We start from the raw sequence: 22,926 nt of genomic DNA on the forward strand, positions 1-22,926 counted from the left end.
GGCCCGGTCCGGACGTGCAGGTCCGGACCGGGCCGACGTGCGATCAGAGTGCGGCGCGGGCCTGGGTCAGGGCTGCGTCGAGGGCGGCCAGACCCTCCCGGGCCTGGTCGTCCGTGATGTTCAGCGGCGGCACCACGTGGATACGGTTGTAGTTGGCGAACGGCAGCAGACCCTGCTCCCGGCACGCCGCCAGCACCGCCGCCATCGCCGGACTGCTGCCCCCGTACGGGGCCAGGGGTTCCCGGGTCTCGCGGTCGGCCACCAGTTCCAGGGCCCAGAAGGCCCCGGTGCCGCGGACCTCGCCGATCCAGTCGTGGGTGGCGGCGAGTTCCCGCAGCGCGGGCCCGATCACGTCCTCGCCCAGCCGGGCCGCGGCGGCGACGGTCGCCTCGTCCTCCATCGTGCGGATCGTCGCCACCGCCGCCGCGCAGGCGAGCGGGTGACCCGAGTAGGTCAGCCCGCCGGGGTAGACGCGCTCGGAGAAGGTCGCGTAGATCGCGTCACTGATGGCGACGCCGCCCAGCGGCACGTACCCGGAGTTGACCCCCTTGGCGAAGGTCAGCAGATCGGGCACGACACCGGCGTGGTCGATCGCGAACCACTTCCCGGAGCGGCCGAAACCGGACATCACCTCGTCGGCGATGAACACGATGCCGTACCGGTCGCAGAGCTCCCGCACGCCGGCCAGGTAGCCGGGCGGCGGGACCATGATGCCGGCGGTGCCGGGGATCGACTCCAGCACGATCGCGGCGATCGTGGAGGCACCCTCCAGAGTGATCACCTGCTCCAGGTGGGCGAGCGCGCGCTGCGACTCCTCCTCCGGCGTGGTCGCCGAGAAGACACTGCGGTACAGGAACGGGCCGAAGAAGTGCACCGTGCCGGACGATCCGTTGTCGCTCGCCCAGCGCCGCGGGTCACCGGTCACGTTCACGGCCAGGTGCGTGCCACCGTGGTAGGAGCGGTAGGTGGAAAGCACCTTGTGCTTGCCGGTGTGCAGCCGGGCCATCCGGATCGCGTGCTCGTTGGCGTCGGCGCCGCCGTTGGTGAAGAACACGTGGTTCAGGTCACCCGGGGTGTGCGAGGTGATCAGCCGCGCGGCCTCCGAGCGGGCACCGTTGACGTAGGCGGGCGCGACCGTACACAGCGTCGCGGCCTGTTCCTGGATCGCGGCCACGATCCGCGGGTGCTGGTGGCCGAGGTTGGTGTAGACCAGCTGGGAGGTGAAGTCCAGCAGACGCTTTCCTTCGCCGTCCCAGATGTAGGGGCCCTCGGCCTTGGTGATGACCATGGGGTTCAGCGAGCCCTGCGCCGACCAGGAGTGGAAGACGTGGGCGCGGTCGAGATCGTAGGCCCGCTGCGGGTCCTGGGTACCGTCAAGATCTGACATCGTCGGGGAACTCCTCAGTCGTTCTGCGGGAAGCCGAGCTGGAGACCACCGGAGGGCCGGTTGGCCGGGTCGATCCAGCGGGTGGTGACGACTTTGCCACGGGTGAAGAAGTGCACACCCTCGGTGCCGTGCGCGTGGGTGTCGCCGAACAACGAGCGCTTCCAGCCGCCGAACGAGTAGTACGCCACCGGAACCGGAACCGGCACGTTGACGCCGATCATCCCGACGTTCACGTCCTTCTCGAAACGGCGGGCCGCGCCACCGTCGTTGGTGAAGATCGCGGTGCCGTTGCCGTAGGCGTTGTCGTTGATCAACTCTACCGCCTCGGCGTAGGACGCCACCCGCACCACGGACAGGACCGGGCCGAAGATCTCCTCGGTGTAGATCTCCATGTCGGGCTTCACATTGTCGAAGAGCGTGGGCCCGAGCCAGAATCCGTCGGCGCCGCCGCGCGCCTGCACCTCACGGCCGTCGATGACCAGCTTGGCCCCGGAGCTCTCGCCGGAGGCGATGAGACCGGCGATCCGGTCGCGGCCGGCGCGGGTGACGATCGGGCCCATGTCGGCCTCCCGGTCGTGGCCCGCGGTCGCCTCGCGGCCCCCGTCACCGATCAGCAGCGTGCGGGTCCGCTCCGCGACCCGGGCGACCAGGTCGTCCGCAATCGACTCCACGGCCACGAGCACGCTGATGGCCATGCAGCGCTCGCCGGCGCTGCCGTAGCCGGCGCTGACGGCGGCGTCGGCAGCCAGATCGAGGTCGGCGTCGGGCAGTACCACCATGTGGTTCTTGGCACCGCCCAGGGCCTGCACCCGCTTGCCGTGCCGCGAGGCCGTCTCGTAGACGTACGAGGCGATCGGGGTGGAGCCGACGAAGCTGATCGCCTGGATGTCCGGCGAGGTCAGCAGCGCGTCGACGGCGACCTTGTCCCCCTGCAGCACGTTGAACACGCCGTCGGGCAGACCGGCCTCCTTCCACAGCTGAGCCAGCCAGATCGAGGCGCTGGGGTCTTTCTCACTGGGTTTGAGGACGACGGCGTTGCCGGCGGCGATGGCCACCGGGAAGAACCACATGGGCACCATGGCCGGGAAGTTGAACGGGCTGATCACGCCCACGACACCCAGGGGCGCGCGCTTGGAGTGCACGTCGACACCGGTGGAGGCGTTCTCGGTGTGGCCGCCCTTGAGCAGATGGTTGATGCCGCAGGCGAACTCGACCACCTCCAGACCCCGGGCGATCTCACCCATCGCGTCGGAGAGGACCTTGCCGTGCTCGGCGGTGATGATGGCGGCCAGTTCGCTCTTGCGGGCGTTCAGCAGTTCCCGGAAGGCGAACAGCACCTGCGTGCGCCGGGCCAGGGAGGTGTCGCCCCAGGCCTCCTGCGCCCGGGCCGCGGCGGCGATCACGAACTGGGCGTCCCGTTCGCTCGCCAGGGCCACGCGTCCACTGACCTTGCCGGTGGCGGGGTTGGTGACGTCGGCCCACAGCTGTGAGGTCCCGGCGAACTCGGCCCCGTCGACCCAGTGCGTGATGTTTGCGCTCATGGTTCAGCATGCTGCAACGCCGGGCCCTTGATCGCCGCCGACAATCCGTCGGCGGTCGTGTTAATTCCTGGACACAACGTCGTCCGGGGCCAGTACGGTGCGGTTTCGCCCCGAGTCCTTGGCCTCGTAGAGCGCCACGTCCACGGTGCGCAGCAGCCCGGCCGGGTCCTGGGTACCGTTCCAGCGGGCCACCCCGATGGAGCAGGTCTGACCGAACGGCACCAGGCGACGCAACTCGTCGAGCGTGTGCAGCCCGGCCTCGACCCCGGGGCAGCGCAGGGCGACGGCGAACTCCTCACCACCCCACCGGGCGATCCGCCCCTGTGGCCCGACCCCGAGGCTCCAGGCCCGGGCCGCCTCGCGCAGCAGGTCGTCGCCCGCCTGGTGCCCGAACGCGTCGTTGTACTTCTTGAAGTGGTCGAGGTCGAGCAGCGCCACCAGCAGCACCGCTCCCGAGCTGCGCGCCAGCGCCATGGCCCGGGCCAGCTCGAAGTCCCACGAGCGGCGGTTGGCCACCCCGGTGAGCGGGTCGGTGCGGGCCATCCGGGACATCTCGTCGGACTGGTGACGCAGTTGCTGCAGCAACGTCCAGATCCGCACCACCACCATGGCCAGCAACACCAGTGAGCCGATCCCGAGCAGCACGGCCCCCTCGTACTCACCGACCGAGGCCCTCACGATGAGCACGGCCAGGGGCAGGCTCGCCGAGAACGCCAGCACCGCCAGCCGGGTCATCGTCAGCCCCACGCCCTGCACGACCGGGGCCCGGGACACCTCACCCTCGCGACCGGCACTCACGGCCCCGCACGCCACCAGCAGGAAGAAGCCGGCCCAGGCCATGCTCATCCAGCCGGGGAACGCGTAGTCGCCGCTCAGCACCCTGACGTTCAGGGCGACGTCGGCCGTCAGCGAGCAGACGATCCCTGCCACCACCCAGTAGGCCACGGCCGAGCGGTTCGGACTGGCGATCAGCAGCCGGGCCACCAGGAACACCAGCAGCACGTCGATCAGCGGGTAGACGCTGCCGCTGACCCGGGAGGCGATGCCCTGAGAGGTGTCGGTGAGCAACGGCAGCACGACGAATACCAGTGAAAGCACTGCTGCCGCGGCCGTGACCACGGCGGCGTCGAGCATCCCGCCGAACGGGGGCCGGTGGTTGCGCTGCCGGTCCAGGGCGATCACCCCGCAGGCCGTCATTACGTACGAGCTGGTGTAGAGCACATCCACCGGCAGCGACCAGACCTCCAGGCCCCGGAACGTCAGGACGGCCGAATAGATCTCCCCCGCCAGGGCGAGAACCTGCATGGTCAGCAGGAAGTACCAGGGACGCCGGAGACGGGCGGGCATGCCCCGTACGGCCAGGACCAGAAAGGCGGCCGAGCAGGCCACGGCGCCGGCGTAGACCACCATGGCCGCCCCGGTCGCCGGATCGATGAAGGCCAGGGCCACGATCAGCGTGAGGCACACGGCTGCGGCCAGACCCGTCGTCCCGCTGCTCAGCCCTGCCCGCGTGGTCATGATCCATCTTCGACCGGCCCGGCGCATACCTCACGTCCCGACGGCACCCCGACCCGTTCGGTGCAGACTCCGGCGGCGGGGCATTACCCACCGTGAGGCCCGGCACGACACACCGACGGTCGACGGGACCCGGCTCAGGCAGACTGTCAGGTGTGCTCCACCCTCGTCCCCCGGCCGGCCCGACGGCGCTCCTGACCGTCGCCGACGTGCTGCGCCTGCCCATCGTCCGCCAGGGCGGCCCAGTGGTGCTGGCCGGCCGCGACGGGCTGGACCGGCCTCTGCGCTGGGTGCACGCCACCGAACTGGCCGACATCGCCCCGCTCCTGCGGCCGGGTGACCTGGTGCTGACCACCGGGGTCGGGCTGCCGGACGACATCGACGAGGCGGCGCTGCGCCGGTTCGCCCGCAGTCTGGCCGAGGCCGAGTGCGCGGGGATCATGGTCGAGTACGGACGACGCTGGCAGGACCGGCTGCCGGCCGCCCTGGTCGGTGCGTGCGAGGACCTGGGCCTGCCGCTGGTGGCGCTCACCCACGAGACCCGCTTCGCGGCCGTGATCCAGACCGTCGGCGAGCTGGTGGTGGACCGGCAGGTCGCCGAGCTGCGCGACGCCGAACGGGTGCACGAGACGTTCACCGAGCTGAGCTTCGGCGAGGCCGGGCACCTGGAGGTGCTGGAGGCCGTGCGCACGCTGGCCACCGCACCGGTCGTGCTGGAGAACGAGCAGCACCGGCCTCTGGACTTCCTGCCCGGTCCCGACGGTTCCCACACCTTCCTGGAGGGCTGGCAGGCCCGCTCGTCCCGGGTCACGATCACCGGGCGCACCGGCTGGCACGAGGACAACGGCTGGCTGGTGACCCGCCTGGGCACCCGGGACCGCTCGTGGGGGCGCCTGGTGATCGGCTCCCCCGCCCCACCGTCGCAACGGCTCGTCGCCGTCGCGGAGCGGGCCGCCGCGTCGCTGGCCCTGCACCGGCTCCACGACCGGGACCGGGACAACCTGACCCGGCGCCGTCACCACGAGCTGCTGGTGACCCTGCAGACCGGGCCCCCGTCCGACGACGTGCTGCAACGCTGCGAACTGGCCGGACTGCCGGTGGACCGCCGCCGGTTCGTCGGGCTGGTGTTCCGCCCCGCCCTGGTGGGTGCGGGCCGGCAGGACCTGGACGACATCATCGCCTCGGTGGTGGGCGCCTCCCACGCCACCCGCACGCCGGCCCTGGTCTGCGAGATTGACCGGGAGATCAAGGTTCTCGTCTCGATCCCACGCGGCGCCGACGTCGAGGGGGCCGTCGACCGGATCGCCGGTCAGGTGGCCCAGCGGCACGCCGTGCTGATCTGCGCCGGGCGGGTCTCCCCCGATCCCGCCACGATCGACCGCACCCTGCTGGAGGCCCGCCAGGTCGCCGACTCCCTCCCCGTGCGCACGTCCGGGAGCCCCGCCCCGGCGCGTACCGGCGTCCACCGGCTCGAGGACGTGCACCTGCGCGGCCTGCTCACGCTGCTGGGCGACGACGACCGCCTGCGCCTGTTCACCGACCGGGAACTGGGCCCGCTGCGTGAGCACGACGCCGCTCCCGGGGGCCGGACCGCCCCGTTGCTCCCGGTGCTGCGGGCCCTGCTCGACCACCCGGCGAGCAAGTCCGGCGCCGCGGCGGCCCTGCACCTGTCCCGGGCCGCCTTCTACGACCGGCTGGCCCGCCTGGAGAAGCTGCTGGGCCTGGACCTCGACGACCCCGACATCCGGGTCTCGCTGCACGTGGCCCTGCTGGCCGACGAACTGGCCCGGTTCCGTCGCTCCGAGTGAGCGGACCGCATCGCCTGGATGATGCGCCCCGGACCCGGCTGAACCGCGCCCCCGCCCGGCCCGACGTCAGATCATGCGCCTGCCCACCGGACGACGGTACCTGCTCGTCGCGGCGGTCCTGATCGGCAAATCCGCAGGTGAGACCGTAGTGGCCGCACCGGCGCCCACAGCGCACCCGTCCTGAGCGCCATCCGCCGACCGGACGCGCGGGCATCCGCTTTACCGCCTATTGTCGATTCTCGTGCGTCACACGGGGAACGAAGGGCGGGAGCGAAAGCTTCACCCCACCGCGTCTCCTGCCGATCGCACCCGGGTGCCTGCCGATCCCGCGACCGACGACCGTTACATCGCCGCGGCCGTGGTGAGCCTGGAGGGAGCGGTCGCGGACTGGGACCCGGCCGCCCGGGACGACCTGAGGAAGGCCGTCGACTACGGCATCCGGGCCCACGACGGGCAGTTCCGCCGCAGCGGCGAGCCGTACATCACGCACCCGCTCGCGGTCGCCACGATCGTGGCCGGGCTCGGGGCCCAGCCGGCCACGGTGATCGGCGCGGTGCTGCACGACACCGTCGAGGACACCGAGGTGACGCTGGACGACGTGCGCACCACCTTCGGCCCGCAGGTGGCCGTGCTCGTGGACGGCGCCACGAAGGTGGCCGCGGTGCGCGGCGACGACCCGGACACCACCGAGGCGGCGCGCCTGCGCAAGCTGTTCGTGGCCCTGGCCGCCGATCCCCGGGTGGTCACCATCAAGCTGGCCGACCGGCTGCACAATCTGCGCACGATCGGCTCCCTGCCCTCGGCGAAGGCGGCGAGGATCGGCCGGGAGTCGCTGGCCATCCACGGGCCGCTCGCCCACCGGCTGGGTTTCGCCCTGCTGAAGGCCGAACTCGAGGACCGCGCGTTCGCAGTCGCCTACCCGGACGAGTACCTGGAACTGCGGGCCGAGCTGATCAACCGCCCGCACCTGGAGGAGACGCTCCACGAGGCGATGAGCGCCCTGGAAGCACATCTCGACGCGGCCGACGGCTCGGGCAACAGCTCAGGCAACGGCTCGGGCAACAGCTCCGGCCGGCACGAGATCACCGGCCGGATCAAGCATCTGTGGAGCATCTACCGCAAGACGCACACCAGCGGCCGGGACCTGGAGAGCCTGCACGACCTGATCGGCGTGCGGGTCGTGGTGGACGACGTGGAGGACTGCTACCGGGTGCTGGGTCTGGTGCACGCGCTCTGGGAACCCGTGCCCGACCGGTTCAAGGACTACATCGCCCGCCCGAAGTTCAACGCCTACCGCTCGCTGCACACCACCGTGCTGCTGAACGGGCGCATGGTCGAGGTCCAGGTGCGCACACACGAGATGCACACCGCCGCCGAGCACGGCAGCGCCGCGCACCACGCCTACAAGCACGAGACCGGCGTCGAGCCGCAGTGGCTGTCGCGGGTGCTGGACTGGCACGACGTCGACGACAGCGAATACCTCTCCGCCGTCGCCGGGGAGCTGACGTCCGAGGAGATCTGGGTGCTCACCCCGCGCGGTGACGTGATCTCGCTGCCGGCCGGCGCCTCCGTCGTCGACTTCGCCTACGCCGTGCACTCCGAGATCGGTGACCGCACCTCCGGGGCCCGTGTCAACGGCGCCCTGGTACCGCTGAGCACCCGCCTGATCAGTGGCAACACGGTCGAGATCATCACCCGCCGCACCACCGGCCCGTCGCTGGACTGGCTGGAGTGGACCGTCACCGCCCGCGCCCGCCAGCGCGTGCGGGCCTGGCACACCCGCCACCGCCGCGACAGTGAACGCGCCACGGGTGAGGCCGCCCTGGTGCAGTTGCTGTCGCGCCGGCGACTGCCCCGGGCCCAGGCCGAGACCGCGCTGCTGCGGGCCACCGGCCTGAACTCCCTCGACCTCCTGGCCGAAGAGGTCGGCGCCGGGCGGATCGAGATGGAGACCCTCTCGCAGGTCCTCACCGCGGCCGCCACCTCCACCCCGCACGCCCCGGGCCCGCCCACGCTCCCGGCCCCGGCCCGGCCGGCCGGATCCTCCGGGTCATCCGGGTTCGAGGACGACCTGCCGCCCGGCCCGGCTCCCACCCCGGCGGGCGTGCCGCTCCTGCACGTCACCGCCCCGGGCCTCACCGGCGTGAGCCTGACCTGGCCGGGCTGCTGCCACGCGGTGCCCGGGCGGGGTCTTCTGGGTGTGCTCTCGCGCACGCGCGGCGTCGTGGTGCACGCCGCCGACTGCCCCCAGGCCCTGGCCCACCTGGCCAAGGACCCGGCCCGCAACGCCCGGCTGGCCTGGGTCCGGGCCGGCTCGCAGATGTCGATGATCGACCTGGTCTGCGAGAACACCCCGGGCATGGTCGCCCGGGTGGTGCTGGCCCTGGCCGACCTGGGCTGCGACATCGAGTCGTCGTCCTCGTACATCGGTGAGGACGGCGCCGGGCACCAGACCTACGAGGTCGTGCACCCGGGCAGCCGGTCACAACTGTCGACGAGGTTGCGCGAGCTGCCCGGGGTGCGCTCGGCCCTGGTGCGCTGAAGCACGCTCTTCGTTCGTGATCCGGGGGGTCTAGGCGGTGAAGGGCCTCGGCGGGGTGGTCGGCGTGGCCAGCATGTCCAGGAGGAACTTCTCGAAGCCGGGCGCGTCGATCTCCTCGACCACCGTGGCGTTGGGGGTCAGGCCGTGCACGCCCCACGACATGGCCGCGTAGCCGCGGGTCAGCTCGGAGCCGGTCTCGATGTCGACGTGGTACTGCGCCGACCTCGTCACCAGGTCCGGGCGCAGCAGCACGGCCACCGACAGCGAGTCCGGGTGCGTGGTACCGGGAATGCCGACGCTCTCGTCGAACGCCAGGGTGGACGAGCAGACCCGGGTGAAGAACTCCGACAGCGGGGTACCGATCGCGGCGATGCGGTCGAGCACCGGGCGTCCGAAGACGGCCTGCTGCAACGTGAGAGGCGCCCAGGGCACGACGGTGACGTGGAACCCGGCGTCGAACACGATCTTCGCGGCCTCGGGGTCGACGTAGAAATTGAACTCGGCCGCGGCGGTGATGTTGCCGCGGGCGTTGTTCGAGCCGCCCATCACCACGAGATGCTTGACCTGCTGGGCAAACTCGGGCCGCTTGACGACCGCGAGCGCGATGTTGGTCAGCGGCCCGATGGCCACGATGCTGAGTTCACCGGCGGCCTCGTCGGCCAGGCGCAGCAGAGCGTCGACGGCGTGCTCGGTCTCGGGCTCCAGACCGGTGAAGTCCATGTCGAGGCCGCCGGCGCCGTCACCGTGCACGTTCTCGGCGGAGACCCAGGGGCGTACCAGAGGACGACGCGAGCCCAGGTAGATGGGTACGGCACCGAGTCGGTCGCTGGCGTTCAGGGTCAGGTACGCGTTGCGCACCTGCCGGTCGAAGCCGACGTTGCCGGCCACCATGGTGATCGCCCGCAGGTCGGCTCCCTCGGTGAGAAGGCCGGCCAGGATCGCGACGCAGTCGTCCTGCGCGGTATCGGTGTCGATCACCAGGGGGATGCTCACGGGTTTCTTCCTCCAACGTCCAGGTCTGACGGGAGGAATCTAGCTGGTGGGGGTGCTGGAGAGCTCCGGGGCCGGTCGTCGCGGCCCAGGATCTCCACCGTGTTGTCACCCCGGGTGACGAGGTCGGCGATGACGGGGCCCATGTTGCCGTTACCGATGATGCTGACGTGCGTCATGTCGTGCTCCTTGCGATCCGGGGGCCGCCCGTTCGGCAGCCACACCAGCATCAAGGTAGTTGAAGGTTCAAATATTTCATCGACCTCCTGTGACGCCGGACACCCGGCGGGAACCCCGTAACCTGCCCGGATGCCGCAAGGGCTGAACATCAGCAGCCGGGACCTGCGCGACGCCCTGATCGGCCTCGTGCCGAACGCCGCCGCTCTCCTGGTGTCGTCGTGGATCCTCGCCGACCTGGAGATCGACCACTGGTGGTGGGCGTTCGCCGTGGCCGCGGTGACCGCCGCGTTCGACGCGCTCGTGCGACCGGCCCTGCGCCTGGTGGCCGGGCTGGCCGGGGCCTTCACCGCCCTGGCCCTGGGCCTGAGCGCCCAGCTCGTCCTGATCATGACCGCGCTGCTGGTGGTGCCGGGGGTGGTGTTCACCGGGATCGACGCGGTCGCGCAGACCCTGCTGCTGGCCGCCCTGCTGGCCGCGTGCACCCGGTGGCTGGTCGGGGTCAACGACAGTTCCTACCTGGTCGCCGACCTGATCCGGCGCGGGGAGTCCCGTCGGCGCCGCGCCGGGCGGCAGCACCGCTACGACGACCCGGCCGGGGTCGTCATCGTGCAGATCGACGGCCTGCCCTATCCCCTGCTGCAGAACGGCATCGTCTCCGGCGTGCTGCCCACGCTGTCGCGCTGGGTGCGTTCGGGCAGTCACGAGATGATGCCGTGGTGGGCCCGGGTGCCCTCGACCACCCCGGCCAGCCAGGCCGCGCTGCTGCACGGCAGCAACGACGGCATCCCGGCCTTCCGCTGGTACGAGAAGGAATCCGGGCGGCTGATCGTGGCCAACCGCCCGGCCGACGCCGCGCTGATCGAGGCCCGGCTCTCCGACGGGCGCGGTCTGCTGGCCGACGGTGGGGTCAGCGTCAGCAACATGTTCAGCGGTGACGCCCCGACCGCCCTGATGGTGATGAGCCGTGCCGCCCGCCGGGGAGACCTGGGCCCCGGCAGCGCGTACATCCGCTTCTTCTTCAGCCCGTTCGTCCTCGCCCGGGCCCTGGTGCTGACGGTCGCCGAGATCGTCAAGGAGCTCTACCAGGGCCGCCAGCAGCGGGTGCGCGGCATCGAGCCACGGATCCGCCGCCGGGGCTCGTACGTCGCGCTGCGCGGGCTGACCAACGTGGTGCTGCGCGACCTGAACGTCGCGCTGGTCGCCGAGCACATGATGGCCGGGGCCCCGTCGATCTTCGTGGACTTCGTCGACTACGACGAGATCGCCCACCACGCCGGGGTCTCCCGCAGTGAGGCGATGGACGCGCTGACCGGTCTGGACCTGGTGCTGCACACGCTGGAGCGGGTCGCCGCCGCCGCCCCGCGCGACTACCGGTTCGTGGTGCTCTCCGACCACGGCCAGAGCCAGGGCTCGACGTTCCGGCAGCTCACCGGGCGCACCCTGGAGGCCGCCGTGCGCTCGTACTGCGGCGCCCCGCAGGGCCGCAGCGTCGAGGAGACCGGTGACGTGGAGGGCTGGGGCCCGGTCAACGCCCTGCTCGGTGACGTGCTCGCGTCCCGCCCGAAGGCCCGGTGGGCCGGCCGCCGCAGCCCGGCCGGTGTGCTCGTCGGACCCCAGCGCAGTGAGGACGAGGAGGAGGAACGCCCGGAACTGGTCGTCGTCGGTTCCGGCAACCTCGGCCTGGTCTGGTTCCCGCGCCGGCCCGGGCGGGTGACCGTGGAGACCTTCACCGAGATTCACCCCGGGCTCATCCCCGGTCTGGTCACCGAGCCCGGGGTGGGCTTCGTGCTGGCCGACAGTGTGCGCGGGCCCCTGGTGATCGGGCCGAAGGGGGTGCGCCTGCTGCTCGAGAACGACGTGGAGGGAGAGGACCCCCTGGCCCCGTTCGGGCCCCGCGCCGTCAAGGACCTGCTGCGGGTGGCCACCATGAAGAACTGCCCCGACCTGTACGTGCACTCCTCGATCCACCCGCGCACCGGTGAGGTGCACGCCTTCGAGGAACTCGTCGGCTCCCACGGCGGGCTGGGCGGCTGGCAGAACCAGGCGGCGCTGGTGCACCCGGCCGGCTGGTTCGTCGACGAGGACCTGCTCGACCGCTCGGTCGAGGGGGAGGAACTGCTCTACGGCGCCGACGTCGTGCACCAGCAGCTCGTCCGCTGGCTGGAACGCTGCGGTGCGCGCCGGGCACCCTCCCAGGAAGTGTTTCCGGACGCCGACATTCAAGACCAGTCCAAGCCTGCGTGAAATCTCCGCACACGACCGGCACCAGGACCTTGGTCCTACTCCGGTCGGCTCCGCGGGGTCCTAGGCTCGACCACCATGCCGTCCCTGACCAAGCGCACCACCGCTCTCGTGGCCACCGCGGCCGTGGCCCTGACTGCGTCCGCCACCGCGGCCACCGCCGTGAACAAGTCCTCCGGTGACACCGCGAAGGTGACCACCTCGTCCTCTGGTACCGCTGTGACCGAAGCCTCTGCAGCGAAGAAGGACACCATCGGCAGCGTCAAGAAGGGCGCCGCCCTCTGGAAACAGAAGGGCATCACCAAGTCCCTGAAGAACTCGGGTGTCTCCTGGTTCTACAACTGGTCGCCCACCCCGAACGGGGTGAAGGCACCGAAGGGCGTGGACTTCGTCCCGATGATCTGGGGCGCCGACTCGGTGACCACGGCCAATCTGGCCACGGCGAAGAAGAACGGCGACACCCTCCTGGGCTTCAACGAGCCGGACCTGGCCGAGCAGTCGAACATGAGCGTGACCAAGGCCCTGAACCTGTGGCCGAAGCTGGAGAAGACGAACATGCGTCTGGGCAGCCCGGCCGTGGCCTGGGGCGCCGACCAGAACGGCCAGTGGCTCGACAAGTTCATGAAGGGCGCCAAGAAGCGCGGCTACCGCGTCGATTTCATCACGCTGCACTGGTACGGCTCCGACTTCAACAGCAAGAACGCCACGCAGCAGCTGAAGTCGTACATCCAGGGGGTGCACAAGAAGTACCCGAAGAAGAAGATCTGGATCACCGAGTACTCGCTGATCAACTTCGGCGCGGGCAGCAAGTTCCCGACGGCCGCCAACCAGGCGACGTTCGTGAAGCAGTCCACGGCCATGCTCCAGAAGCTCTCCTACGTGGAGCACTACTCCTGGTTCGCCTTCCCGACCTCGACCAACGGCAAGGACGAGACCGGCCTGTACCGTCCGAACGGCACCGCCACGAAGGCCGGCAAGGCCTACCGCGCCGCCGGCTGAGATTTCAAGGCCCCTAGAGCACGGGAATCCCGGCCTGCTCGCCCAGCCCCAGCACCATCGGGCGGCAGTCCGGGGCCACCCGTTCCAGGGCCCGCACGAAGTCGGGCCCACCCGCGTCCATCCACCCGCGCGGGAACCGACCCACGACCGGTGCGCGCAGCGTTCCCCAATGCACCGGGACCGCCGCCCGGGCACCCACCCGGGCACACGCCTGCGCCGCCTGTTCGGGGTCCATGTGACCGCCCGACAGCCGCGGCCCCCAGCCCCCGATCGGCACGACGGCCAGGTCGATCCGGCCGCCGGCCAGCTCGGGCAGACGCTCCATCCCGTCGTACAGGCTGGTGTCGCCCGCCAGCCACACCGACAGGCCCGGCGCCGTGACCAGATGACCGTTCACGGCGTTGGGACGGTGCGGCATCGGCCGGTGCCCGTGCTCGGCGCGCACCAGGCGCACCTGGGCCTTGGTGCCCGGCACGTCGTGCGCCTGCTCCGGTTCCAGACCGGTCCCGTTCAGTCCCCTGGCCCGCAGCCAGACCGCGTTCGCCGGTGCCGTCAGCACCGGGGCCGGGGCCACCAGCCGCAGCGAGCGCAGTTCGGCGTGGTCGTGGTGCAGGTGGCTGAGCAGCACGGCGTCGGGTTCTTCCCACAGAATTGAGGACGGTCGGGAGCCTCGACGGCGCAGCGGCCCGTTGTGTCTGAGCAGGAGTGGGTCGGTCAGGATCCGGGCGCCCCCGGCCTCCAGCACCACGGTCGAATGACCCAGCCAGGAGATCAGAGGGCTGTCCGCGTCCGCCGGGGGAACCATTTCGTCCAACACCGTGCCAGCATGCTCCTGGGCCGACCCGCCCGGCACGTCGAGGTGACGGGCCCGAACTGAGCACAGATGCAGATGGATGGACAGGAGCCTCACGGGCGTGCACGCAGTCACTCCGGCCGATGCCGTGGACCTGTCCTCGGGTCTGGGCGCGGCCGCCCTGGCCGGCCTGTTCCTGACCGTGACGCTGGGCGCGATCGTGCCGGTGGTGCCGACCGGGGCCGCCGTGAGCGCTTCGGCGGCGTTCGCCTGGCACAACGAGCCCTGGGTGCTGGTCGTCGTGCTGGCGCTGGGGGCGGCCGGGGCCTACCTGGGCGACCTGGCCACCTACGCGATCTGCCGGCTGGGCGGTCGGGCGATGGCCCGCCGGCTGCGCTGGCTGCGCGACGAGGAGCACCTGGGCGCGGTGGAGGACCGGCTGAACGCCAACCCCCTGCAGACCCTGCTGGTGTCACGACTGCTACCGGGCGGGCGCATCCCGGTGCTGCTGGCGGCGGCGTTCCTCGGGCTCGACTGGCGCACCTTCCTGGTCGCGAACGCGCCCGCCTGCGCGCTGTGGTCGATCGTCTACGGGGCGATGGGCACCGTGGGCGGCAGCATCTTCCCCGAGCCCTGGCAAGGAGTGGTCGCCGCGCTGGTGATCGCGCTGGTGGTGACCCAGATCGTCGCCCGGGTGAACCGCCGCCGCTCCCCCGCCTCCCCGGGGCACCCGTGACTACTGCCAAAGTAGGACCGTGCGCTTGGGATTCGGTGCCGCTGCGCGAGCAGGGTGGGACACTCCGTTACGTCGGCTGAGCCGTTTCGACGGGGTGATGTTCCATCCTGTCGAGGAGTCGAGCATCACCGAGCGCTACGTCCACGTGTTCGTGCACGGCTGGCAGCCCGGCTTCCGGCTGCAGGAGCGGCTGCACGCCATCACCGACCTGGTGCCCGCCCTGCCGGCCTGGGACCCGCGCCTGGTCGATCCGGTCGGGCGCACCCTCAGCTCGTACCACGTGGAGCTGCTGGGGGCCCTGGAAGCGCTGGGCCCCGACCACTGCGTGCTGCACTACTCGTGGATCGACGAGTCCGCGACCGACGTGGGCCTGATGATGGCCCACCGCTCGCGCCAGGCCACCCAGGTCAACGGCCGGCGTCTGGCCGCGGCCCTGCAGCAGTCGCTGAAGAACCCCGATCAGGACGAGGCCCAGCTCCACCTCATCGGTCACAGTCACGGCAGCGCCGTCGCCGTGCACGCCGCGGCCGCCCTGGGCCGCGCCCCGCGCCAGGTGACGCTGCTCGACGCCCCGGAGAACCGGCTCAGCCGGCTCAGTGGCGCCGCCGACCTGATCGACGTGGTGCTGCCGCGTATCCGCCCCACCCGCGACGACAAGGGCCCGTTCGTGGACTCGTACGCGTCGGTGTTCGGGCGTCCCTACCACCGCAAGGGCGGGATGTCGGCCGTCGTCGACGTCTCCCTGTACGCCGGTCTCGCCCTGAAACCCACGTTCTTCGAGGCAGTTTCCGAAGCGCACCTGTACGCCGTGGACTGGTACGCGCTCTCGGTGCGCGAGGCGGCGCGCGGTGTCGGGTACGGCTGGTCGCCCCTGCACGACGCCGATGTCAGCCACCTCTCCTCCTACTACCATTCCCGGGGCCGCAAGAAGCCGCTGGTGCTCGGGCGCCGGGCCGGCCTGCAACAACTGATGGGCGCCCAGCGGCCCCTGCCCGTCCCGCACCGCGACAGCCGGGTGACCGACGTCGAGCTGCACCTGAACCGGCGGTTTCCCGCGTCTGCCAAGGTGTTGCGTCTGCTGCCGGGTGACGGGCTGATCACCTTCGACATCGAGGTGAACGGTGGTGACGGCACCGAGCAGATCCTGATCGAGCTCGACGCCGTGCCGGTCTTCATCAGCCTCACGCGCTACCCGGTGCCCGCCTCCGGCCGCTACATCGCGCTGGCCGACGGCAGCGCCGGCGACCACCTGCTGACCGCCCGGCTGGTGACCGGCTCGTCCAGCGACGCCTACCCCCGGGTGCTCATCACCGACGTCACCATCGTGTCGTGGCCCGACGTGCAGCCCGGCTTCACGATGGAACGCGTGGCCATGCAGACCTTCGTGTCCGGGCTGGTCGTCGGCACCGCGGGCACCCTGTTCACCCAGATGGCGTGGCGTTTCGCCCGGTGGATGCTGCGCCCGCTGCCGAAGGTCGTGAGGGCCCTGCTGGCCGAGCGCCTCTGACGGCCGGCGCCCCTGCTCTTTCCTATCTTCGTGATCATGCAAAATCTCCCCAGACCTCTAGAACTGTCGACCACAGAGTTCTAGAACGCCGGGGAGGTTTTGCATGATCACGAACAAGGGGTGAGGGGTCGCCATATCCCACGTCCCACGTCCCCGGTGGTCTCGGGCCGGTCCGAGTAGCTGCGCCGAGCGGGTGGTCCGGCTCGCCCCGGTTCGTTCCGAGGGACCCGTCGGGCCCCCGCACAGGGGCCGTGCGCGTCCACCCTTGATCGGGTCGCCGCTCCCCCAGGACAGGCAGAACCTGTTGGCATGGTTGCTAACAGCGACGCCGAAGATCATCTGGCCGGGCGGGACCTGCGCCACACCCGGCTGCGGGACTACCGGCTCGACGGCGCCGACCTGAGCCGGTGCATCCTGCGGGGTACCGATCTGCGGGGCACCGACCTGCACGGTGCGAACCTGACCGGCGCGAACCTCGAGGGAGCGAACCTGGCCGGGGTCGACCTGCACGGGGCCCGGCTGGAACACACCGTGCTGACCTGGGCCAATCTCAAGGGCGCCCAGCTCGGCTCCGCCGATCTGCGCGACGGGCACCTGCACGGGGCCGACCTGTGCAACGCCGACCTGCACGATGCCGACCTCGACCACGCCGATCTGGGTGACGCTGCCGTGCGCGGTACCGACCTGCGCGGAGCCCGGCTCACCTGGGCCCGCCTGTCGGGAGCCGATCTGAAACAGGCCGAGGCCTCCACCGCCGACCTGGCGCACGCCCACCTGGACGGCGCGCACCTGACCGAGACCCGGATGACCGCGGCCCGGTTCGGCGAGGCCGACCTGAGCGGCGCCACGCTGGCGGGGGCCGACCTGTCCGGCGCCGGGCTGCAGGGTGCCCGCCTGCGCGGCATCACCATGGGCCTGTCGTCGCGGCAGGACCCGGTGAACCTGGAGGGCGCCGACCTGGCCGGCGCCGACCTGCGTGACGCCCGGCTCTCGTCGGTGAGCCTGACCGGCGCCGATCTGCGCGGGGCCGACCTCAGCGGTGCGTCCGCCTTCAACGTCGAGCTCACCGACGCGCACTGGGACGGGTCGACCCGCTGGGACTATCACCACGCACTCCAGATCAGGGACGCGTCGGTGCCCTGGCAGGGCGGCTACCGGGTGGCCCGGCGGTACGTGATGCGCTGATCATCAGGGTGATCATTAGGGTGCGGTGATGGAGAATCTCGACGAACGTCGGCCCGACAAGCACGATCCGGCCAGTGTGGGTGACAGCACCTGGGCGGTGCACGGCGGCAACGGTGTGGACGGGGGCAGTGGGGCGATCCGCACGCCCCTGGTGATGGCGAACTCCTACCGGCTGCCCGACGACCCGGCGGCGATGAACTGGTCGGCCACCGACCGGCCGCTATACACGCGCAACGGCAACACCAACCAGGCCGGTCTGGAGCGCAAGCTCGCGGCGATGGAGGGTGGTGAGGCGGCGGCAGTGTTCGCCACCGGGGTCGCCGCGCTGCACGGGGTGTTCTTCACACTGCTGAAGAGCGGTGACCACGTGGTGGTCTCGGACGTGACCTACGAGGCCGTGTGGCGCCTGTTCGCCCAGCTGCTGCCCGATCGCTACGGCATCGAGGCGACCTTCGTCGACGTCGCCGACCTGGACGCCGTGCGCGCCGCGATCCGCCCGAACACCCGCATCGTCCATGTCGAGACCATCGCCAACCCGACCACCAAGGTGGCCGGCATCCGGCAGCTGGCGCAGATCGCCCACAGCGCCGGCGCCCGGCTGACCGTGGACGCCACCTTCACCCCACCACCGCTCTACCGCGCGCTGACCGACGGCGCCGACCTGGTCGTCCACTCGCTGACGAAGTACATCAACGGCCACGGCGACGCCATGGGCGGTGCGGTGATCGGTGACGCGGAGACCATCGGCCGCCTCCGCCACGACGCCCTGGTCGATGTGGGCGGCGTGATCTCGCCGTTCAACGCGTGGATGATCATGCGCGGCTCGGTGACCCTGCCGCTGCGGCTGAAACAGCATCTGGCCTCGGCCGAACGGATCGCCGGGTTCCTCGCGGACGACCCCCGCATCGCGTTCGTCGCCTATCCCGGCCTGCCGTCGCACCCGCAGCACGACCTGGCGCGGGAACAGTTCGGCGGCCGGGGTTTCGGGGGCATGATGGCCTTCGCGCTGGCCGGTGACTCCGCTACCCAGAACCGGTTCGTGGCACAGCTGGGAGTGATCACGTCGGCCGTCTCCCTGGGCCACGACGAGTCGCTGATCGTGCACGTCGGGCCGGACGCGCGGGGCGGCAGCGAGAACTACCCGCCGCCGTTCCTGCGCTACGGCCACCTGCGCCTGTCGGTCGGCCTGGAAGACACCGAAGACCTGCTGCGCGACCTGGGTTCGGCGCTGGACCGGACCCGGATCACTCCCTAGAACCAGCAGAACCAGCAGAACCGGTCAGCCGCTCCAGCAGCGGGGCCATCCGCAGCGACCGCACCCGCCGCAGCACGATCGCCGTGCTGGTGCGCTCGATACCAGGCATGTCGACGAGCATCTCGGTGATCCGGTTGAGGTCGCCGGTGTCCTTCGCCACCACCCGCGCCAGCAGGTCGCCGTCGCCGGTGGTGGCGAGCAGCTCGACCACCTCGGGCAGCGAGTCCAGGGCCTGGGTGGCTTCCCCCCGCATGCGCTGGCTGATCGACACCGTCACCAGTGCCAGCAGCGGGTACCCCACGGCCTCGGGCTCGACCCGGCAGCTGATCCGGCTCAGGGCGCCGTTCTCGCTCATCCGCCGCAACCGGGCCTGCACGGTGTTGCGGGCCAGCTGCAGATCGTTCGCGAGCGCGACGACCGTGGCCTGGGGGTCGCGGTCCAGGGCCAGCAGGATGCGCGCGTCGGTGGCATCCACAGGTGTCAGCTTGCTCAATGCCAATCCTTTCGACGACGGCCAATGAAGCAGAATGCTCAACCTCAAACCAGCATATTGCGCATTCTGAGGCACAGCCTTCATGTTGTTGGGATGACGGAGCAGATCACTCTGGCGGAGTACCTGGGTCACCGACTGCGGCAGGCCGGCGTCGGGCACCTCTTCGGTGTGCCCGGCGACTTCAACCTGACCCTGCTCGACCACCTGACGAAGGTGCCCGACCTGCAGTGGACCGGTTCACCCAACGAGCTCAACGCCGGGTACGCGGCCGACGCCTACGCCCGCTCCCGCGGCCTGGCCGCGCTCGTGACCACCTACGGGGTGGGCGAACTCAGCGCCTTCAACGCGGTGGCCGGCAGCGCGGCCGAGGACGTGCCGGTGGTGCACATCGTCGGCAGCCCCTCCACCGCGACCGTCGCCCAGGGCCGCAAGGTCCACCACACGCTGGCGGACGGCGTCTTCGACCGCTTCTCCACCGCGTTCGCCCAGGTGGTGGTGCACCAGGAGACGGTGACCGCCGACCGCGCCGCCGAGCAGATCGACGCGGTACTGCTCGCCGCGACCACGCACCGGCGCCCCACCTACCTGAGCATCCCGATGGACCTGGCCACGCTCCCGCTCGACGCTCAGCGTCTGAACACCCCGCTGCGCAGCGCCAGTGACCCGGCCGCGCTGCGCGCCCTGACCGCCGATCTGACCCGAAGGCTCGCCGCCGCAACGAAACCCGTGTTCGTCGTCGGTCACCTCGTCCCCCGTTTCGATCTTTCCGCAGCCGTGCTCGAGGCCGCCCGCGCCGCCAACATCCCCCTGGTCACCTCGCTCGCCGCCAAGGGCGCGATCGATGCCTCGCAGCCGCTGCACCGGGGCCACTACGCGGGCACGATGGTGGACGCATCGACGGCGGCTCTGGTCGCGGAGGCGGACCTGGTCGTCGAGCTGGGTACGGTGGCCAGTGACGTGCTCACCGGCTTCTTCACCCACCGGGCGGAAGACGTTCGGGACATCCACTTCTCGGCCACCCGCGCGGGTGGGCACGAGGTCCTGTTCACCGACGCCGTGCGCGTCCTGGCCGAGGTCTGCGCCACGGTGCGGTTCCCCGACCGCCCGTACCCGGCCCGGCCGGTCCGGACCCCGGTGGCGGTCGACCCGGACGACGCCCTCACCCAGGAATCGCTCTGGCAGACGATCGAGGCCTGGCTCCCCTCCGGCACGGCCGTGCTCGCCGACACCGGCACCGCGTACTTCGGCTCGGTCCGGATGAACCTGCCCGACGACACCGTGTACGTCGGCCAGCCGGTCTGGAACTCCATCGGGTACGCCCTGCCCGCCACCCTCGGCCAGGGTCTGGCCGAACCGGGCCGCCGCCCGGTGCTGTTCGTCGGCGACGGCGCGGCCCAGATGACCGTGCAGGAGCTGAGCACGATCGCCCGGGCCGGTCTGAACCCGGTGGTGGTGCTGATCAACAACGACGGCTACACGATCGAGCGGGCCCTGCAGAGCCCGAAAGCCGCCTACAACGACATCGCCGCCTGGGACTGGACGGCGCTGGCGCTCGCGCTGGGCGATGGCCTGGTGAGCACGCGCACGGTATGGACCAACGGTGAGCTCGAGGTCGCCCTGGCCGAGGCGCCCACCGACGAGATGGTGCTGCTGGAGGTGGTTCTGGACATGTTCGACTCCCCGCCCCTGCTGAAGGAACTGGCTGAACGCAACGGTGGGGGTGCGCAGTGACCCGCCCCCTGCTGCGCGCCGCCGTCAGCGGTCTGCCCGGTTACGTCCCCGGCCGCCGCTCGGCCAGTGCCGACGTGGCCGCCCTGGCCTCGAACGAGAGCCATTTCGACCCGCTGCCCTCGGTGCAGGCCCGGGTGCTCGACGCCGCGCACCGGGTGCACCGCTATCCCGACCTGAGCTGCCTGGCCCTGCGCGAGCGCATCGCCGCCGAGTTCGGTCTCACCGGTGCGGACGAGGTGGTCGCCGGGCCCGGCAGCGTGGGTGTACTTCAGCAGGTGCTGCAGGCCGTGCTCGACCCGGGTGACGAGGTGGTGCACGCCTGGCGTTCCTTCGAGGCCTACCCGATCCTGATCGCGATCGCGGGTGGGGTCAGCGTGCCGGTGCCCCTCACCCCGGACGAGCACCACGACCTGCCCGCGATGCTCGCGGCGATCGGCCCGGCGACCCGCGCGGTGCTGCTCTGCTCGCCGAACAACCCGACCGGCGTGGCGATCTCGCACCGGGAGCTGACAGCCTTCCTGGACGCGGTGCCCGCGCACGTGCTCGTGGTGCTCGACGAGGCGTACATCGAGTTCGTCACCGGGCCCGACCGCGCCGACGCCCTGGCCGCCTACCGCCGCCACCCGAATCTCTGTGTGCTGAGGACGTTCTCCAAAGCGTACGGGCTGGCGGGCCTGCGCGTCGGGTACGCGATCGCGCAGACCGAGCTGGCCGAGGGCGCCCGGCGCACCGCCATCCCGTTCGGGGTCACCGCGCTGGCCCAGGACGCGGCGATCGCCTCGCTGGACGCCCGCGACGAGATCTCCCACCGGGTGGCCGAGGTCGTCACCGAGCGGGCGTACCTGGCGGCCGGGCTGCGCTCGCAGGGCCGGCACGTGCCCGACAGCGCGGCCAACTTCGTCTGGCTGCGGCTGGACGACGACGCCGTCCGGCGCACGGTCGAGGCTCTCGCCGCCGCCGACATCCTGGTGCGCGCCTACCCGGGTGACGGCATCCGGATCACCGTCGCGGACCGGGCGACGAGCGACCGGGTGCTCGCCGCCCTGCCTCTCCTGGTCCGGTGAGGGGTTCCGGACGTGGCCGGTAACGCCAGTACCTGCCACGATCCGGCGGGCGTGTCTACCGTGGGGGGATGAGTTCCACCGACGTCCGCACCCAGATTCGCGACTTCCTGGCCAGCCGGCGGGCCCGGATCACCCCCGAACAGGCCGGTCTGCCCGCCTACGGCGGTAACCGCCGGGTCCAGGGACTGCGCCGCGAGGAGGTCGCCATGCTCGCGGGCGTGTCGGTGGACTACTACGTGCGGATGGAACGCGGCAATCTCGGCGGCGCCTCCGACAGTGTGCTGGAAGGGCTGGCCGACGCGCTGCACCTGGACGAGGCCGAGCGCACCCACCTGTTCGACCTGGCCCGCCAGAGCGCGCCGGTGACCCGGTCGCGGCGCTCGCCGGCGCCGCACACCAAGGTGCGACCGGTGATCCAGCAGGTGCTGGACGCCATGCCCGACACCCCGGCCTGGGTGCGCAACGGCCGGCACGACATCATCGCGATGAACCAGATGGCCCGGGCCCTGTACTCCCCCGTGCTGTCCGGGGCGCGGCAGCGCGCCAACACCACCTGGTTCGTCTTCATGGATCCGGCCGCCGAGGACTTCTTCGTCGACTACGACCGGATCGCCGCCGACGCCGCGGCCATGCTGCGGCTGGAGGCCGGGCGCCGGCCGAACGACAAGGCGCTGATCGAGCTGGTCGGAGAGCTGTCCACCCATTCGGAGCTCTTCCGGCAGCGCTGGGCCGCCCACAACGTGAAGTTTCACCGCAGCGGCACCAAACGCCTGCGCCACCCGGTAGTGGGGCAGCTCGACCTCGACTTCGAGTCGATGGAGCTGGCCTCCGAACCCGACCTGCGGCTGAACATCTACACGTCCGCCGTCGGCACCCCGACCGCGGACGCGCTGAAGATGCTCGCCTCCTGGGCAGCCTCGCCCGCGAACGCCTGAAGGCCGGACCGCGCTGAAGCGGTC

The 22,926-nt window shown here is 71.2% G+C and carries 18 protein-coding genes; 11 read left to right on the forward strand and 7 right to left on the reverse strand.

Going from position 1 to position 22,926, the window contains the following annotated elements:
- Positions 1–43 precede the first annotated feature (43 nt).
- From QSK05_RS29690 to QSK05_RS29700, 3 genes are read right to left on the reverse strand one after another with little or no spacing between them, the layout of a single operon-like run.
- A complete protein-coding gene (locus QSK05_RS29690; protein WP_285600682.1) occupies positions 44–1,387 on the reverse strand; it encodes an aspartate aminotransferase family protein in 1,344 nt (447 codons plus the stop codon).
- A 14-nt stretch (positions 1,388–1,401) separates the two neighbouring features.
- Positions 1,402–2,928, reverse strand: coding sequence for a CoA-acylating methylmalonate-semialdehyde dehydrogenase (locus QSK05_RS29695; protein ID WP_285600683.1), 1,527 nt, complete (start codon positions 2,926–2,928; stop codon positions 1,402–1,404).
- Between the two features lie 60 nt (positions 2,929–2,988).
- Positions 2,989–4,446 (reverse strand): GGDEF domain-containing protein, encoded by a 1,458-nt coding sequence (locus tag QSK05_RS29700; RefSeq protein ID WP_285600684.1) that lies wholly within the window; start codon positions 4,444–4,446, stop codon positions 2,989–2,991.
- Positions 4,447–4,598: 152 nt separating this feature from the next.
- Here QSK05_RS29700 and QSK05_RS29705 point away from each other — a divergent pair, with 152 nt between their 5' ends.
- Complete coding sequence (locus QSK05_RS29705; RefSeq protein WP_285600685.1) at positions 4,599–6,251, forward strand: PucR family transcriptional regulator; 1,653 nt, start codon at positions 4,599–4,601, stop codon at positions 6,249–6,251.
- A gap of 313 nt (positions 6,252–6,564) precedes the next feature.
- Complete coding sequence (locus QSK05_RS29710; protein ID WP_285600686.1) at positions 6,565–8,793, forward strand: RelA/SpoT family protein; 2,229 nt, start codon at positions 6,565–6,567, stop codon at positions 8,791–8,793.
- Positions 8,794–8,823: 30 nt separating this feature from the next.
- On the opposite strand, the gene QSK05_RS29715 is transcribed toward QSK05_RS29710, so the two are convergent.
- Positions 8,824–9,786 (reverse strand): nucleoside hydrolase, encoded by a 963-nt coding sequence (locus tag QSK05_RS29715; RefSeq protein ID WP_285600687.1) that lies wholly within the window; start codon positions 9,784–9,786, stop codon positions 8,824–8,826.
- A complete protein-coding gene (locus tag QSK05_RS29720; protein ID WP_285600688.1) occupies positions 9,783–9,962 on the reverse strand; it encodes a hypothetical protein in 180 nt (59 codons plus the stop codon). The genes QSK05_RS29715 and QSK05_RS29720 overlap by 4 nt, the downstream gene beginning before the upstream one ends.
- A 130-nt stretch (positions 9,963–10,092) precedes the next feature.
- On the opposite strand from QSK05_RS29720, the gene QSK05_RS29725 reads away from it, so the two are divergent.
- Positions 10,093–12,207: an alkaline phosphatase family protein gene (locus QSK05_RS29725; protein WP_285600689.1), complete on the forward strand. Its 2,115-nt coding sequence runs from the start codon at positions 10,093–10,095 to the stop codon at positions 12,205–12,207.
- 75 nt (positions 12,208–12,282) lie between these two features.
- Entirely contained in the window at positions 12,283–13,203 is a 921-nt protein-coding gene (locus QSK05_RS29730) for a glycoside hydrolase family protein (RefSeq protein ID WP_285600690.1), read from the forward strand.
- 13 nt (positions 13,204–13,216) lie between these two features.
- Here the strand turns inward: QSK05_RS29730 and QSK05_RS29735 are convergent, their stop codons facing one another.
- Positions 13,217–14,020, reverse strand: a complete 804-nt coding sequence (locus QSK05_RS29735; RefSeq protein WP_285600691.1) for an MBL fold metallo-hydrolase — start codon at positions 14,018–14,020, stop codon at positions 13,217–13,219.
- Between the two features lie 97 nt (positions 14,021–14,117).
- Between QSK05_RS29735 and QSK05_RS29740 the strand changes: the two genes are divergently transcribed.
- The 4 genes from QSK05_RS29740 (at position 14,118) to QSK05_RS29755 (ending at position 18,679) form a co-directional block, all read left to right on the forward strand.
- Positions 14,118–14,732, forward strand: coding sequence for a DedA family protein (locus QSK05_RS29740; protein ID WP_285600692.1), 615 nt, complete (start codon positions 14,118–14,120; stop codon positions 14,730–14,732).
- Positions 14,733–14,751: 19 nt separating this feature from the next.
- Complete coding sequence (locus QSK05_RS29745) at positions 14,752–16,239, forward strand: hypothetical protein (protein WP_285600693.1); 1,488 nt, start codon at positions 14,752–14,754, stop codon at positions 16,237–16,239.
- Positions 16,240–16,548: 309 nt separating this feature from the next.
- On the forward strand, positions 16,549–17,424 hold the full coding sequence (locus QSK05_RS29750; RefSeq protein ID WP_285600694.1) for a pentapeptide repeat-containing protein: 876 nt from the start codon (positions 16,549–16,551) through the stop codon (positions 17,422–17,424).
- 28 nt (positions 17,425–17,452) lie between these two features.
- The gene (locus QSK05_RS29755) at positions 17,453–18,679 is read left to right on the forward strand and encodes a trans-sulfuration enzyme family protein (protein WP_285600695.1); all 1,227 of its coding nucleotides are present in this window, start codon (positions 17,453–17,455) and stop codon (positions 18,677–18,679) included.
- Here the strand turns inward: QSK05_RS29755 and QSK05_RS29760 are convergent.
- Positions 18,669–19,172 carry an Lrp/AsnC family transcriptional regulator gene (locus tag QSK05_RS29760; RefSeq protein WP_285600696.1) on the reverse strand — a complete coding sequence of 168 codons (504 nt, stop codon included), beginning with the start codon at positions 19,170–19,172 and terminating at the stop codon, positions 18,669–18,671. The genes QSK05_RS29755 and QSK05_RS29760 overlap by 11 nt on opposite strands.
- A gap of 93 nt (positions 19,173–19,265) precedes the next feature.
- On the opposite strand from QSK05_RS29760, the gene QSK05_RS29765 reads away from it, so the two are divergent.
- The 3 genes from QSK05_RS29765 to QSK05_RS29775 all read left to right on the forward strand — a co-directional run bounded on the left by QSK05_RS29765 (position 19,266) and on the right by QSK05_RS29775 (position 22,902).
- On the forward strand, positions 19,266–20,903 hold the full coding sequence (locus QSK05_RS29765; protein WP_285600697.1) for an alpha-keto acid decarboxylase family protein: 1,638 nt from the start codon (positions 19,266–19,268) through the stop codon (positions 20,901–20,903).
- On the forward strand, positions 20,900–21,967 hold the full coding sequence (locus tag QSK05_RS29770) for a histidinol-phosphate transaminase (protein ID WP_285600698.1): 1,068 nt from the start codon (positions 20,900–20,902) through the stop codon (positions 21,965–21,967). Before QSK05_RS29765 ends, QSK05_RS29770 begins: the two co-directional genes overlap by 4 nt.
- Before the next feature lie 68 nt (positions 21,968–22,035).
- Positions 22,036–22,902, forward strand: a complete 867-nt coding sequence (locus tag QSK05_RS29775; RefSeq protein ID WP_285600699.1) for a helix-turn-helix transcriptional regulator — start codon at positions 22,036–22,038, stop codon at positions 22,900–22,902.
- Positions 22,903–22,926: the final 24 nt, after the last annotated feature.

Origin of the sequence: Kineosporia sp. NBRC 101731 (assembly GCF_030269305.1) — a bacterium.
In the GTDB taxonomy this organism is placed as follows: domain Bacteria; phylum Actinomycetota; class Actinomycetes; order Actinomycetales; family Kineosporiaceae; genus Kineosporia.